15 protein-coding genes are annotated in these 15236 nt (G+C 57.0%); 7 read left to right on the top strand and 8 right to left on the bottom strand.

Going from position 1 to position 15236, the window contains the following annotated elements:
* The first annotated feature begins 54 nt into the window (after positions 1 to 54).
* The 7 genes from AC2FHW_RS08925 to AC2FHW_RS08895 all read left to right on the top strand — a co-directional run bounded on the left by AC2FHW_RS08925 (position 55) and on the right by AC2FHW_RS08895 (position 7207).
* Positions 55 to 1098, top strand: coding sequence for an RluA family pseudouridine synthase (locus tag AC2FHW_RS08925; RefSeq protein WP_271952044.1), 1044 nt, complete (start codon positions 55 to 57; stop codon positions 1096 to 1098).
* Positions 1095 to 1766, top strand: coding sequence for an HAD-IA family hydrolase (locus AC2FHW_RS08920; RefSeq protein ID WP_496821811.1), 672 nt, complete (start codon positions 1095 to 1097; stop codon positions 1764 to 1766). The genes AC2FHW_RS08925 and AC2FHW_RS08920 overlap by 4 nt, the downstream gene beginning before the upstream one ends.
* A 4-nt stretch (positions 1767 to 1770) precedes the next feature.
* Entirely contained in the window at positions 1771 to 2478 is a 708-nt protein-coding gene (locus AC2FHW_RS08915; RefSeq protein WP_282022297.1) for an ATP12 family chaperone protein, read from the top strand.
* Positions 2479 to 2684: 206 nt separating this feature from the next.
* Complete coding sequence (locus AC2FHW_RS08910) at positions 2685 to 3701, top strand: amino acid ABC transporter substrate-binding protein (protein WP_142639749.1); 1017 nt, start codon at positions 2685 to 2687, stop codon at positions 3699 to 3701.
* 127 nt (positions 3702 to 3828) lie between these two features.
* Positions 3829 to 5097: an amino acid ABC transporter permease gene (locus tag AC2FHW_RS08905; RefSeq protein WP_142639747.1), complete on the top strand. Its 1269-nt coding sequence runs from the start codon at positions 3829 to 3831 to the stop codon at positions 5095 to 5097.
* Between the two features lies 1 nt (position 5098).
* Complete coding sequence (locus AC2FHW_RS08900; RefSeq protein WP_142639745.1) at positions 5099 to 6403, top strand: amino acid ABC transporter permease; 1305 nt, start codon at positions 5099 to 5101, stop codon at positions 6401 to 6403.
* Positions 6404 to 6415: 12 nt separating this feature from the next.
* Positions 6416 to 7207 (top strand): amino acid ABC transporter ATP-binding protein, encoded by a 792-nt coding sequence (locus AC2FHW_RS08895; protein ID WP_142639743.1) that lies wholly within the window; start codon positions 6416 to 6418, stop codon positions 7205 to 7207.
* Positions 7208 to 7254: 47 nt separating this feature from the next.
* Here AC2FHW_RS08895 and AC2FHW_RS08890 read toward each other — a convergent pair whose 3' ends face one another.
* The 8 genes from AC2FHW_RS08890 to ttcA form a co-directional block, all read right to left on the bottom strand.
* Entirely contained in the window at positions 7255 to 7752 is a 498-nt protein-coding gene (locus AC2FHW_RS08890) for a SixA phosphatase family protein (protein ID WP_496821809.1), read from the bottom strand.
* Entirely contained in the window at positions 7749 to 8423 is a 675-nt protein-coding gene (locus AC2FHW_RS08885) for a ferredoxin (protein ID WP_496821807.1), read from the bottom strand. Before AC2FHW_RS08885 ends, AC2FHW_RS08890 begins: the two co-directional genes overlap by 4 nt.
* A gap of 20 nt (positions 8424 to 8443) precedes the next feature.
* Entirely contained in the window at positions 8444 to 9307 is an 864-nt protein-coding gene (gene argB, locus AC2FHW_RS08880; protein WP_142639737.1) for an acetylglutamate kinase, read from the bottom strand.
* Positions 9308 to 9367: 60 nt separating this feature from the next.
* On the bottom strand, positions 9368 to 10021 hold the full coding sequence (gene yihA, locus AC2FHW_RS08875) for a ribosome biogenesis GTP-binding protein YihA/YsxC (protein ID WP_142639735.1): 654 nt from the start codon (positions 10019 to 10021) through the stop codon (positions 9368 to 9370).
* On the bottom strand, positions 10018 to 10755 hold the full coding sequence (locus AC2FHW_RS08870; protein WP_271952003.1) for an MOSC domain-containing protein: 738 nt from the start codon (positions 10753 to 10755) through the stop codon (positions 10018 to 10020). The genes yihA and AC2FHW_RS08870 overlap by 4 nt, the downstream gene beginning before the upstream one ends.
* Positions 10752 to 12581 (bottom strand): membrane protein insertase YidC, encoded by a 1830-nt coding sequence (gene yidC, locus AC2FHW_RS08865; RefSeq protein ID WP_271952005.1) that lies wholly within the window; start codon positions 12579 to 12581, stop codon positions 10752 to 10754. Before yidC ends, AC2FHW_RS08870 begins: the two co-directional genes overlap by 4 nt.
* 123 nt (positions 12582 to 12704) lie before the next feature.
* Positions 12705 to 14249 (bottom strand): putative bifunctional diguanylate cyclase/phosphodiesterase, encoded by a 1545-nt coding sequence (locus tag AC2FHW_RS08860; protein WP_496821805.1) that lies wholly within the window; start codon positions 14247 to 14249, stop codon positions 12705 to 12707.
* A 73-nt stretch (positions 14250 to 14322) separates the two neighbouring features.
* Complete coding sequence (gene ttcA, locus AC2FHW_RS08855) at positions 14323 to 15216, bottom strand: tRNA 2-thiocytidine(32) synthetase TtcA (protein WP_271952009.1); 894 nt, start codon at positions 15214 to 15216, stop codon at positions 14323 to 14325.
* Between the last annotated feature and the right edge of the window lie 20 nt (positions 15217 to 15236).

Here is a 15236-nt window from a genome sequence, read left to right as displayed (position 1 = left end):
AATGTTTACAGCGTGGTCCGGGCGGGTCTGCCGCGCGGCGCAAGGGGCAATGGCATGAGTGGCGTGCAGATGATTACAGTTGCGGATGGGGATGGCGACCAGCGGGTGGACCGCTGGCTGCGGCGCCTGTTTCCGCATGTCAGCCAAGGGCGCATCGAAAAAATGTGCCGCAAGGGCGAACTGCGTGTGGATGGCGGACGGGCCAAGGCCTCGACCCGGCTTGAGGTCGGTCAGGTCGTGCGCGTGCCGCCCCTGCCCGATGCGGATCACAAGCCGGTCGAGGTCAAGCCGCGGATCACCGATGCGGATGTGAAGATGATGCAGTCTTGCGTGATCTATCGCGATGACCACGTGATCGCGCTGAACAAACCGCAAGGATTGCCGGTGCAAGGCGGCAGCGGCCAGACCCGGCATGTGGACGGGCTGTCCGAGGCGCTGCGCTTTGGATATGACGAAAACCCCCGATTGGTGCACCGACTGGACAAGGATACCTCGGGCGTGCTGTTGCTGGCCCGCACACGCGAGGCCGCCAAAGCACTGACCGCCGCTTTCCGTCACCGGGACACGCGCAAGATATATTGGGCTCTAGTCGCTGGGGTGCCGACCCCTTATCTGGGCGAGATCAAGACCGGTTTGGTCAAGGCCCCGGGCCATGGCAGCCAGGGCGAGGGCGAAAAGATGATCCCCGTTCATCTTAACGAAATCAACGATACGCCAGGCGCGAAGCGGGCCCATACACTTTACGCTACGCTATACCGCGTGGCCGGACGCGCCGCCTGGGTCGCGATGGAGCCGATCACCGGCCGCACTCATCAGTTGCGTGCGCATATGGCAGCGATTGGGCATCCAATCATCGGGGATGGAAAATACGGCGGTTCGGGTCAAGAGAACCTTGGCGATGGCTGGGGTGCGCAGTTGGGCGGTGTGATCAGCAAAAAGCTGCACCTGCATGCGCGGCAGGCTTCGTTTCAGCACCCGGTGACGCGTAAGAAGATCACGGTCACCGCACCCTTGCCCGATCATATGAAACACAGCTGGGACACATTCGGATGGGCCGAAGACCTGGCTGCGGATGATCCGTTCGAGTCTCTGCAATGAGCAGACCCTTGCGTCTGGTACTATTTGATGTGGACGGTACCCTGGTCGATAGCCAGGGCAGCATTATTGCGGCCATGACCGCCAGCTTTGATGCCTTGTCTCTTCCGGTACCGGATAGGGCGGGGATCTTGTCCATAGTCGGATTATCTCTACCACAAGCCATGGCACAGTTGGTGCCCGAGTGTTCTGCTGCGGATCAGGCACGGTTGGTAGAGGGCTATAAACAGGCCTATCACGCGCTTCGACTGGAACAGGGAATGGCCAGCTCGCCGCTTTATCCCGGCGCGCGCGAGGTCGTCGAGGCGCTACATGCGATCCCCGAGGTTCTGCTGGGCGTGGCGACAGGCAAATCGCAACGTGGTCTGGATGCTTTGATCGAAGGTCACGGTCTGCAAGGCTATTTCGTGACCCGGCAGGTCGCAGATCACCACCCGTCAAAACCGCATCCTTCGATGATCGACACGGCAAGGGCCGAAACCGGCGTCGATGCGGTTGATACGGTCATGATCGGGGATACCCGATTCGACATGGATATGGCCGCCGCCGCCGGTGTCACCGGAATTGGCGTAACCTGGGGGTATCACGAACAGCCTGCCTTGGCCGCTGCCTCTCGTATTATCGAAACGTTTGACCAGTTGCCGGGCGCACTGGACGATATCTGGACCTGAAGACATGAGTGACTGGAAACCGAAACGATTTTGGACTGCATGTCAGGTGGTAGAGGCCGATGGCGGATTTACGGTCGAATTGGACGGTCGTAGGGTCAAAACACCTGCGCGGGCCGGACTTATCCTGCCGACCTTGCCGATGGCTCAGGCCATTGCGGCCGAATGGGACGCGCAGGAAGAACAGGTTGACCCAGGGACGATGCCCTACACGCGTTCGGCCAATGCAGCCATCGACAAGGTGCAGATTCAGCACGCCGAAGTTGCAGACATGCTTGCCGATTATGGCGATTCGGATTTGCTGTGCTATCGCGCCGCCCACCCGCAAGAGTTGCAGCAGCGGCAAGCTGAACAGTGGGACCCGGTGTTGGACTGGGCCGCGGAAGCCATGTCGGTTCGCCTGCAGCCCGTCACAGGTATCCTGCATCAGCCGCAAGACGTGGCGGCGCTGGATCAGTTGCGCCGGCGAGTGCATGATTTCAACAACTTCCAACTGGCTGCCTTCCACGACCTGGTCAGCCTTTCGGGCTCGTTGATCCTTGGGTTTGCGGCCACTTCCGATTGGTGTGATGCGCAAGAGATCTGGCGGATTTCGCGGTTGGACGAGCTGTGGCAAATCGAACAATGGGGCCATGACGACGAGGCGCATGAAGCAGCCGAAGTCAAACGTTCTGCCTTTTTACACGCTAAACGCTTCTACGACGTCTCTGATTGATCTTAGATTTCTGAATTTTTACCGCTCTGATGGACATCTGTGAGTTGATCCATCGTTTTCCCTGATCCGACCCTTGACGTTTGTTTATGAATGCGACCAAACTCGTGCGCACTAAAGGGGAGACACCTTTGGGGAAACCTTTCTGGTACCTGAGGTGCCGGATAGAACCGTCCCTGAACGGGATGGACAATCAGGAAGAGGTAAAAATGAAAAAATCCGTAATCTTGGGCGCGGCCACAGTTGCCGGTCTGGCCGCAGGCGCAGCCATGGCGGGAACCGTGGACGACGTCAAGGCGCGCGGTAAGCTGAACTGCGGTGTGACCACCGGTCTGGTCGGCTTTGCCGCGCCCGACGCAAATGGTGAATGGCAGGGCTTTGACGTTTCGTTGTGCCGCGCCGTTGCCGCTGCGGTTCTGGGTGACGCAAGCGCCGTTGAATTCGTTCCGACCACAGGTAAGACACGCTTTACCGCGCTGGCTTCGGGCGAAATCGACATGCTGGCCCGGAACACCACCTGGACCTTCAGCCGCGACGTAGACCTGAAGTTCGAATTCGTCGGTGTAAACTATTACGACGGTCAGGGCTTTATGGTTCCCAAAGCGCTGGGCGTAAGCTCGGCCAAGGAACTGGACGGCGCGACTGTCTGCATCCAGACCGGCACCACCACCGAGCTGAACCTGGCGGATTTCTTCCGCTCGAACAACATCAGCTACGAGCCGGTTCCGATCGAAACCAACGCAGAAGCGCAGCAGCAGTATCTGGCTGGCGCATGTGACGTCTATACCACCGACGCATCGGGCCTGGCCGCAACGCGCGCCACGTTCGAAAACCCCGGTGATCACATCCTGCTGCCCGAAATCATCTCGAAAGAGCCGCTGGGCCCGCTGGTCCGTCATGGCGACCACGAGTGGGGCGACGTTGTTCGCTGGACACTGAACGCACTGGTTTCGGCTGAAGAGCTGGGTGTGACCTCGGCGAACATCGACGAGATGTCTGCTGGCACCGACAACCCCGAAGTGAACCGTCTGCTGGGCAGCGAAGGCACTCTGGGTGAGATGCTGGGTCTGGACGCACAGTGGGCAATGCGCGCTATCAAGGCGGGTGGTAACTATGGTGAGGTCTTTGCCAAGAACATCGGTGAAGAAACCCCAATCGGTCTGGCACGCGGCCTGAACGGTCAGTGGACCGATGGCGGCCTGCTGTACTCGCCGCCGTTCCGCTAATATCCATTGAAGAGGGCGCAGTTCATCCTGCGCCCTTTTTCAATCCATAAGAAACAGTCCCGGTTAGATTGAACAGAGATCAACTCTGTCTGCGAATAACGGGATGACACGGGGATATACATAGGTCATGTCGACTCTCACTGACCCGCCAAAGGAGCAGTTCCGGCTGTCCATGCTCCTTTACGATACGCGGTACCGATCTGCGACCATCCAGGTCATTGCAATGATCGGTTTCATGCTTTTGGCAGCCTGGATCATTTCCAACACCATTCAGAACCTCGAAGCACTTGGTAAACCCGTAGAATTCGGGTTCTTCGGCGAACCTGCAAGTTACGATATCAACCAACGCCTGCTGGAATACGATTCTCGAGACAGCCACTTGCGTGCTGGGTTTATCGGATTGCTTAACACACTTGTTGTTGCAGTTCTCGGCTGTATCACGGCGACAATTATCGGTGTTTTCGTTGGTGTATTACGACTTTCCAACAACTGGTTGATCGCGCGGATCATGACTGTTTATGTCGAGATGTTCCGTAACGTGCCTGTGCTGCTTTGGATCGTTCTGGCTATGGCCATTCTGATCGAAGGTTTACCGGCACCCAATGCATTCCGAGGCGAAACCCCGACGGCCACGATGGATTTTTTCAACTCTGTCGCCGTCACCAATCGCGGTGTCTATATCCCAGAGCTCCTGTTTTCACGCAGTCTTGGCGATATCCACTTGTTTGGTGCGTCCAGCTTACGCTTCGACATTTCATTGGATCTGGTCGCCTTTCTGGTCGTTTTGGCGGGCAGCATTTTTGTGATGCGCAAAGTATCCGCTAATGCCGCTGCAAAACAGGAAGCAACTGGTGATCGCCCAACCATCTGGCACATTCAGTTGGGTATACTGTTTGTGCCGATGTTGATCCTGCTGACTGCGTTGGGATTCCATTTGGGATACCCGGAACTGAAAGGGTTCAACTTCAAAGGCGGCACCCATTTGCGGAACTCGCTTATCGCATTGTGGTTGGCCCTGTCCCTTTACACTGCAGCTTTCATCGCTGAGATCGTGCGGGCCGGAATTCTCGCCATTTCCAAGGGGCAGACCGAGGCCGCCGCCGCGCTGGGTATACGCCCGAGCCGGATTATGCGTCTGGTGATCCTGCCGCAAGCGTTGCGCGTGATCATCCCGCCAATGATCTCGAACTACTTGAACCTGACCAAGAACTCGTCTCTGGCGATTGCGGTGGGGTATATGGATATCACAGGTACCCTGGGTGGCATCACCATGAACCAAACCGGCCGCGAGCTGGAATGCGTTCTACTGCTGATGCTGGTCTATCTGTGCATCTCGCTGAGCATCTCGGCAGTGATGAACTGGTACAACAATAGTGTCAAATTGGTGGAGCGGTAATATGAGTGATGTTTCATTTGTCCGCGCGGAAATGTTGCCGGAGAAAGCGCCACCAGCGTCCGAAGTGGGAATAGTAGGTTGGGTTAAGCACAATCTGTTTTCTGGTTGGTTCAATTCGATCCTGACTTTGGTTTCGCTCTATGCGATCTACTATGTGTTGTCGGGCGTTCTGCCATGGACGTTCCAATCCGTCTGGAATGCCAATTCACTGACTGAGTGCCGTGAGATCATGATGGCAACCTGGGGAGACACCCATGGTCATGCTTGCTGGGCTGTCATCAATGATCGCTGGCTGCAGCTGTTGTTCGGATTCTACCCGAGCCATCTGTACTGGCGGCCAATTCTGGCGCTTGTTCTGTTGCTGGTTGCGCTGGCACCAGTGCTGTATTCGGACCGTGTTCCGAGCAAGTTGCTGATCTTTAGCGCGATCTACCCCTTCCTGATGCCTTGGTTGATGTGGGGTGGTACCATCTGGGGGCCATTGTCGGCGGCACTTGGATTTGTTGCCGGCTGGGCCGTCTACACCGTCGTCAGCAAGCAACAAAGCGAATTGCTCGGGATGATCGGTGGTGCAGTGGCTGCATTGATCTGGTGGCTGTTTCTATCGAGCTACTTCGTTGGTGCCATGGATTCGATCCTGCCGATCGGTATCGAAGCCGTGCAAAGTCGTCAGTTCGGTGGTTTCATGCTGGCGATCCTGCTGGGTGTTGTGGCCATCGGTGTCTCGCTGCCGATTGGTATCGTGTTGGCGCTGGGCCGTCAGTCGGACCTTCTTATCGTCAAATACATGTGTGTGGGCTTTATCGAGTTCATTCGCGGCGTACCGCTGATCACGCTACTGTTCGTGGCCTCGCTGCTGTTGAACCTGTTCCTGCCACCAGGCACCAATTTTGACATCATCCTGCGGGTGATGATCATGATGACCCTGTTCTCAGCCGCCTATATGGCCGAAGTGATCCGGGGTGGCCTGGCTGCATTGCCACGAGGTCAGTACGAGGGCGCCGACAGTTTGGGCCTGAACTACTGGCAGGCACAGCGACTGATCATCATGCCGCAAGCCCTGAAAATCTCAATTCCGGGCATCGTGAGCACATTCATCGGGATCTTCAAGGATACGGTTCTGGTGTCGATCATCGGACTGTTCGACGTGCTTGGCCTTGCCAACGCGATCCGCGCTGATACCGCTTGGAACGGCATCTACTGGGAACTGTTTGCTTTTATCGGCGCGCTGTTCTTCGTCGTCTGCTTCTCCATGTCCCGTTATTCCATGTATCTGGAGCGCAAGCTTCAGACTGGCCATCGTTAAGGAGTTCAACACATGTCTGAACTTGCAATAGACCGCGAAATCGACCGATCCAAGATGCAGGTGAGCGACGAGGTCGCCATCGAAATCAACAACATGAACAAGTGGTATGGGTCTTTCCATGTGCTGCGCGACATCAATTTGACCGTCAATCAGGGCGAGAGGATTGTTATCGCGGGGCCGTCAGGGTCGGGTAAGTCCACCCTGATCCGCTGTCTGAACGCGCTGGAGGAACACCAGCAAGGCACGATCATGGTGGATGGGACGGAACTGTCGAATGACCTGAAAAACATCGACAAGATCCGGTCCGAGGTCGGGATGGTGTTCCAGCACTTCAACCTGTTCCCGCATCTGACCATTCTGGAAAACTGTACGCTGGCCCCGATCTGGGTGCGCAAGACGCCCAGGAAAGAGGCTGAAGAGCGTGCGATGCACTTCCTAGAGAAGGTGAAAATCCCAGAACAGGCCGACAAGTATCCTGGCCAGCTTTCGGGTGGTCAGCAGCAGCGTGTTGCGATTGCCCGTTCGCTCTGCATGATGCCGCGGATCATGTTGTTCGACGAACCTACATCGGCGCTGGACCCTGAGATGATCAAAGAGGTGCTCGACACTATGATCGAGCTGGCCGAAGAAGGCATGACCATGCTTTGTGTGACCCACGAGATGGGTTTTGCCCGTCAGGTCGCCAACCGCGTGATCTTTATGGATGCCGGTCAGATTGTGGAACAGAACGAACCAGAAGAGTTCTTCAACAATCCGCAAAGCGAGCGGACCAAGCTGTTCCTGAGCCAGATTTTGGGTCACTGATCCCGATCGGAAGAACCATGAAAGGCGGGGTTTTTGCCCCGCCTTTTTTACTCCGGCAACTCGCGTGGAATGACGAACCCCAAGACATCCCCACTGTGCCACCGAAGCGCGGCCCAGGAGTTGATCTCGAACTGTATGACTGTTGTTGCGCAGGTCGGGTAGTCATCGAAACGGCCGTGATCTGGCGCCTGCCGCACAAGCTGTCTGGCGAAGTCGGCGATCCCGGGGTTGTGGCCCAGCATCAGCACGGTTTGGCCAGAAGCCTGCGACAGGGCCCGCATCATGAGATCGGGACCGGCCAGATACAGCGAGCGTTCGAACTGGATCAGATCGGCCTGCAGCCCCATTCGATCCCACGTCTCGCGGGTTCTGAGGGCGGTAGAGCTGAGCACCTCATTCGGTAGCCAGCCATTCCTGAGTAGCCAGCCGGACACAGCAGGTGCCGAGCAGCGTCCACGTTTGTTCAGTGGCCGATCATGATCGCTGAGCGTCGGCTCATCCCAACTGGATTTGGCATGGCGGGTCAGGATCAGAGTGCGAGTCATGACGGGTGAAAAGACCTCATGTGGTGGGCGGACTGTTCTGGGTCCCGCCCGGCCCCGGGGCTGAGAGGGCAGGCCAGGCGCGCAAGGCAGCCACCGGTCATGCAGGTTTGGCCCTGCTCTGTGTTCAGATGCCCGTGGCAGGCCTCAACGTCATAGAAGCTGTGGGTGTTCAGGGCTCCGACTGGGCAGGTCTGAGCGCAAGGGGCATCGCATGTAACACAGGGCGATGAATTATGGGCACCGGGAATCTCGAATTCCTCATCAAAATGCAGCGCGCCGCGATACGAGATCATCATACCGACCGTGTCATGCACCAAGGCGCCAACCGGGCTGCTGAATGTACGCCCCGATTTCAGCGCCCAGTCGATAAACGGCACATAGGGTGGGCCACCGAATGGGAAATAGGCTTGACCCCCCAAATCCTGCGCCATCTGATTGACGACGCGGTACGACCAGCGGTCAACAGGGTCGGGACCTTGCCATTCAGGGGCTGATTTCAAAACAGGCCAGAACGTGGGCCCTGCACCTAGCAGGATCAGGGTGCCGCTGTCCAATTGCTTGGCATTAGCGCGCCCAGGATGTAACGCACCCATCACGATAAGCCCAACCTCAGCAGCCGCGCTGTCGACACGTTGATAAATGTTCGGGGAAGGTGCGGTTTGAACTGTCATGTCACCTCCGTCGCAGTCGATCAATCGGGTCGGATCAGCGACCCAGCTCCGTGTTCGGTGAACAGTTCCAGTAGCACCGCATTGGGCGCGCGCCCATCCAGAATGACTACGGCCCGCACCCCACTATGCAGTGCGTCCAGCGCCGTTTCGGTCTTGGGGATCATTCCGCCTGCGATGGTCCCGTCCAGGGTCATCTCGCGGATCTGACCGGCTTTTAGCTCGGTCACGACCTCTCCGGCAGCGTTCTTGACGCCTGATACGTCGGTCAGCAACAGAAGACGGTCTGCCTTCAAGGCCGAGGCGATGGCACCGGCGGCGGTGTCACCGTTGACGTTGAACGTCTCACCTTCGCGCCCGGCGCCCAGAGGCGCAATTACCGGGATCACGTCATGCGTAAACAGATCGTGCAGGATTTCGGGTTTCATCTCGGAAGGAGAGCCAACAAACCCCAGCGAGGCATCGGTTTGATCACAGATCATCAAGTTGGCGTCCTTGCCCGACAGGCCAACCGCAGTCCCTCCCTGTCCGTTGATGGCCTGAACAATGCGTTTGTTCACGAGGCCCGAGAGCACCATCTCGACCACTTCGACAGTCGCCTTGTCCGTCACACGCTTACCGTTCACGAAATCGGATTGGATATCGAGCTTGTCCAGCATCGCGTTGATCATGGGACCGCCGCCATGTACCACAACCGGGTTGATGCCCACCTGGCGCATCAGAACCACGTCACGGGCAAAGCTTTCCATCGCTTCATCGCTGCCCATGGCGTGTCCGCCCAGCTTGATGACGACAATGGCCCCGTCATAGCGCTGCAGATAGGGCAGTGCGCTGTTCAATGTGGCGGCGGTGGCGATCCAATCCCGGTTCATATCTCTTGTCTTCATGGCTAAGGTCCCTCTGGCCCACCGTGTTAGGGCCTTTGAAAGGTGCTGCCAAGGGCCAAGCTATTCCAGATGCGTGATGATCGAGCGCAACGTTGGGATACCATCCCCTTTTTCGGACGACGTCAGCACGATTTCGGGGAAAGCGGCAGGGTGTTTTGACAGGGCCGAGCGGACCTGGTTCAGAACCTTTTCGCGTTCATTGGCCTTGACCTTGTCTGCCTTGGTCAGCACGCATTGAAAGGTTACGGCACTGGTGTCCAGCAGCTTCATAATCTCGGCATCAACAGGCTTTACCCCATGGCGCGCGTCAACCAGGACAAAGGCCCGGCGCAGGGTCTGTCGGCCACTGAGATATTGTTTCAGCAACCGCTGCCACTTTTCCACTACCTTAACCGGCGCATTGGCATAGCCATAGCCGGGAAGGTCGACCAGATATAGCTCTGGGCCCTGAGTGAAAAAGTTGATTTCCTGCGTCCGACCCGGCGTGTTCGACGCGCGCGCCAGCCCCTTGGTGCCGGTCAGCGCGTTGATCAGGCTGGACTTGCCAACATTGGAGCGGCCCGCAAAGCAGACCTCAAGGCGGTCAGGGTCGGGCAGCCCACTCATGGCGACGACACCTTTGACAAACTCGGACGGGCCCGCAAACAGCTTGCGCCCGCGCTCCAACGAGAATTCATCGGGATCTTGGGCCAGAGGGAAGGGTAGGGTGCTCATAACGGTATCACCTTGTCACCGACCGAGATTAGCCCGCCGCGGACCACTTCGGTATAGATGCCGAAATCCTGATGGCCCCAGCTGTTCAGCGCGCCCAAAGTGTCGGCATCGCGGTCGCCGGTATCGGGGTTCGCAGTGGTCGCCAAACAGCGCACAATCCGCTCGCGGACGCGGAACACTGCCTCACCGATTTGCAACTCGCGGTCGAGCCAGTCGAATTCTTCCCACAGGGGCAGACCATCGAACCAGATGTTACCGCGCCAGCGTTTGATTGACAGGTCTTGCCCCAATTTTTGTTCAACCGCCCGGTGAGAGGCCATGTTGCACAGGCTGATTGACGGGAAATCGCTGTCTGTCATCCCACGCCCTGGTATCCGAACGATCCGGGCAGATGCCGCCCTGTCCGCGGGCATCAGCGGGCCCACCCAATCCAGAAACACGTCCTGTTCCCGATCTGGGTCAAAGGTTAGATCGGGGCGATTGGGATGGGTCAGGGTCAGCAGATCCGCGTTCAGCTTGGCGGAAATGGCCATCAGGTCTGGGGCTTTTGACCCACGGCTGAAATTGACGCAGGGTACCCATTTCGTGCCATCGGCCTTTGACGCTTCGTGCGCAACTGCCCAAACGCGATCCCCGGGCATTGTCTGCCCGGGGGTCACTGTCACGGTCTGCACGGCTTCGTGGCCGTGGCTTTTCATAGGATGCCGCCAAATATGGGTGACTTCAGCCGTCATTTGTCATCCGTCTTAGCGGCGCGCTTGAAACCGGATTTGATGTTGCCAAATACATCCGGTTTATAACCCTGGCTGCGCATGATCAGATACTGTTGGGTAAAGGTGATCGTGTTGTTCGCGATCCAGTACACCACAAGGCCGCTGGCAAACCCACCGAGCATGAACATGAAGACCCAGGGCATCCAGGCAAAGATCATTGCCTGTGTCGCGTCTGTTGGTGCCGGGTTCAGCTTTTGCTGCAGCCACATCGAAATCCCCAGCAACAGTGGCAGGATGCCGATGAAGATCAACGCCATAAGGGTGTCAGGTTGCGGCCCGGCCCAAGGCAGCCAGCCGAAGAAGTTCATGATTGACGTGGGATCCGGTGCGCTGAGGTCCTGAAACGGGCCAAACCACGGTGCTTGACGCAGTTCGATGGTGACAAAGATCACCTTATACAGCGAGAAGAAGATCGGGATCTGCATCAGGATCGGCAAACAGCCCGCGGCGGGGTTAACCTTTTCCTTCTTGTACAGTTCCATCATACCTTGCTGCATTTTCTGACGATCGTCACCAGCGGCCTCTTTCAGGGCCTCCATCTGCGGCTGCAGTTCCTTCATCTTCGCCATCGAGACATAGGACTTGAACGCCAGCGGGAACAAGATCGCCTTGATGATCAGGGTCAGGCCGATGATCGACCAGCCCATGTTGCCGATCTGGGCGTTAATGTTGTGCAGCAGCCAGAAGATCGGCTTGGTCAGGAAATAGAACCAGCCCCAGTCGATGCTGTCGATGAACTTTTGAACGCCTTCGGCCTGATATTCACGAATGGTTTCCCATTCCTTGGCACCGGCAAACAGCTGGGTTGTGACCTCTTCAGTAGCCCCAGGTGCGACAAGCAATGTCGGCAGTACAGTTTCCGTCTGATAGATCTTGCGACGGGCATCGTATTTGGCTGCTGCCTTGAAGGTCGTGCCCTCTGCCGGGATCAGGGTGGTCATCCAATAGTGATCAGTAAAGCCGACCCAGCCACCGTCTTTGACCTGAAAGACCTCGGCTTGCGCCCGTTCGTTCGGATCAATGTCAAAGTCGCGCACATCGCCGTAGTCGATTTCATCCAGAACACCGTCGGCCATGACCATCACGCCTTCATGCAGGATGAAGAAATTCTTCAGTCCGGGCAGGTCGCCATCTTCGCCGATACCATGGCGGGCGAGGATGCCATATGGCGCCATGCCGACCTCGGCTTGTGTGTTGTTCTCCACCGCTTGTGTGACTTCGAACATATAGTTCTCGTCCACCGAGATGGTACGGCGGAAGGTCAAGCCGTTGCCATTCTCCCACTTCAACGTAACTGGAGCGTTCACCCCAAGTGTTTCACCATTTTCGACGATCCAGATCGTGTTCGGCCCGGGTACGTCCGTGCCGGTGACACCAGCGCCAGGCGCCCATCCGTAGAGCGCATAATATGCAGACTCAGATCCAACCGGAGAGAACAGTTCGACAATCGGTGCGTCGTCCTGGATCGAGACTTTATAATCCTTCAGGTACAATTCATCGATGCGGCCACCGGACAACGACAGGCTGCCCTCAAGGCGGGGCGTGTCGATCTTGATCCGCGCGGCCTCGGACCCGGGCAGCGTTTCTTCTGCGCTCGCCGTGGCTTCGCCTACGGTGCCCGCACTGGAGGCGCTGGGGGTCTGAACCTCATCGCTTTCGATGGCGCTGATTTCAGCCTGATCAGTAATGGTGGTTTGCTCGGGCGGTGGAAACAGCACGAACCAAACCAGGATCACGACAAAGCTGAGCGCGGTTGCGAGGATGAGATTCTTGTTCTGATCGTCCATCTGGGACAGCCACCTTAAGCAGTGAAACACACCCGGTGGGTTCAACAGAGTGCAGCCCCAAAGGTCAAGCGGATTCGCCCGCCTTATGGTTCCAGATTGGGCTTTTGTGGTGAAAACCTGCGATCAGGAACCCGCTTGCCGTCCAATCTTGGGAATGCCTTTGACTTTGTTCTGGTGGGCCGAGATCCAATCCATGGTCTTTTCGAACGGCATGGGCTTGCCAATGCCAAAGCCTTGAACGTGGTCACAACCAAGCTGTGCCATCAACGCGTGCTCACCGGTGGTTTCAACACCCTCGGCGAGTGTTTCCACATTCAACCTTTCGGCCATAGTCAGAATTGCACTGACCAATTGTTGTTGCGATGCATCACTGTCCGCCTTGGCCACAAAAGTTCGGTCTATCTTGATCCGCGTCACATCAAACCGTTTGATCGAGGCGATCGAGGCATGTCCAGTGCCGAAATCATCCAGATCGATACAACAGCCAAGTGCTGCAAGGCTGGTCACGTTGCGGGTAATCACATCGTCCGGACGCCGCGAAAACACGGTTTCCAGAATTTCGACAGCCAGTCGGTCGGGCGTCAGGTCGTTTTGGTCCAGTTCCCATTTCAATCGGTCCAGCAGAGCGGGGTCTCGTAGCTCGTCCGAAGAAAAGTTGATTCCGATTCGTGGGACGTGAATCCCGTTCCGGTCCCAGTCGCACATCGCGGAGAATGCATGATGCCGCATCGTCTGGCCAAGCCTCTCCATCAGCTCGGCCTGTTCGACAAAAGGCAGAAATATCTGTGGGTTCAAGATACCTTTTTCCGGGTGCTCCCAGCGGGCCAGGGCTTCAAACCCCGTAACCCGCCCTGTATCTGTGGAAACCTGAGGCTGAAACCAGGGGCGGATTTGTCCGTTGTCCAGCGCAGCCTCGAACTCTTTGCGAAGGTTGGCCCTGATATTGGATCTACGGCGGGTTTCGTTTGAAAAGGCGCGGATCGTTGAGGGCCCATTACGCTGAGCTTCGCATAGCGCAGCAGATGCGGCATCAATCCAATTTTCAAACCCGGATCCGCGAATTGCGGATTGCAGGCAAAAACCGATTGAACACGAGACATAGGCAGTGGTGCCGTTTAGGGTGATCGGCTCTTCAACGGCGGATTGGATGCGGCCCGACATTTGAATACAGGCTTCGAGATCGAGATGCTGTGACGGGCGCAGGCCGATGGCTATTTTGCACTCGTCTAATCGTGTTGCAATATCGCCGGTTCGAATGACCGAGAAGATGCGGTCACAATATTGGCTGCACAGATGGGTCGCGGCCGCATTTCCGTGCAGGTCAACAAATTCAGTGAACCCGTCTAAGGCTATAATCATACAAGCCGATCCCATGTTATCGTGATCGGTACGGTCAAAGAAATATTCAAGTTCGGCGGCAAACTTATCCGTTGGCGTGAGTCTTCCGTGTTGGTGCAGTGGAGAGTTGCGTGCAGTTTGCGTGCGTCTGATTGAGGCGAAGGCGACGATCAGCAACGGTAGGCTCAGTGCCACAACGACAAGCGCACGTTCGCCACCGATCCAGAAAGCCGCAAGCGAAATGGCGGGAGCAAAGGCCAGCACCGGCGGGCCACTCAGATACGTGGTGAGAGTATCGAGAAATTGATCAACGGAAACAGATTTCCTCATCGGTTCGTCTTCGCCTTTACCCTGAGCATCTTGCGCTCAGGTCAAACCGTAGAAAATCAGTCTGAGTCACTCGTTAACGCAGCTGTGGAATATCATCCGTTTTTTCAGTTTTTTCGCTCGAATTGATGGAAAGATTAACAAAATCAAACAATTTCGGGTCCAAAAGGTGCGAAGGGCGCGCATTGGTTAAGGCGCGGAACATCACTTGCCGCCGTCCGGGGCTGTTTTTTTCCCACTGATCGAGAATCTGTTTGACCTGCTGGCGTTGTAACCCGTCCTGGCTGCCGCACAGGTCACAAGGAATGATCGGGTAGTTCATCGCATTGGCGAATTTCTCGCAATCCGCCTCGGCGACATGGGCAAGGGGGCGAAAGACGAACAGGTCGCCTTCTTCGTTCACCAGCTTTGGCGGCATCGTTGCTAGACGGCCGCCGTGGAACAGGTTCATGAAAAACGTCTCAAGGATGTCGTCACGGTGATGACCCAGCACCACGGCCGTGCAGCCCTCTTCCCGCGCGATGCGGTACAGGTTGCCACGGCGCAGGCGCGAACATAGCGCGCAAAAGGTGCGGCCTTGGGGAACCTTGTCCATGACGACCGAGTAAGTGTCCTGATATTCGATGCGGTGCGGTACACCCATGCGTTCCAGAAACTCGGGTAGGACGGTAGCAGGAAAACCCGGCTGGCCCTGATCCAGATTGCAAGCCAGCAGATCGACCGGTAGTAGGCCGCGCCATTTCAGCTCGTACAGAACCGCTAGCAAGGTATAGCTGTCCTTGCCGCCTGACAGGCAGACCAACCAACGGGGTGGCTTGCCGTCTTTCTCATGCGCGGACGGGTCCACCATGCCATAGTGTTCGATGGCTTCGCGGGTGTGGCGCACGATGCGTTTGCGCAGCTTCTTGAACTCGGTGGTCGAAGGCGCGCCGGCAAACAGCGGATGGATATCGTCAGCTTCATCAAACATGCGCTGCCCCTACAGCAGAT

The sequence above is a fragment of the Ruegeria sp. YTSA108 genome (assembly GCF_059610185.1).
This window is presented reverse-complemented; position numbering and strand designations above follow the sequence as displayed.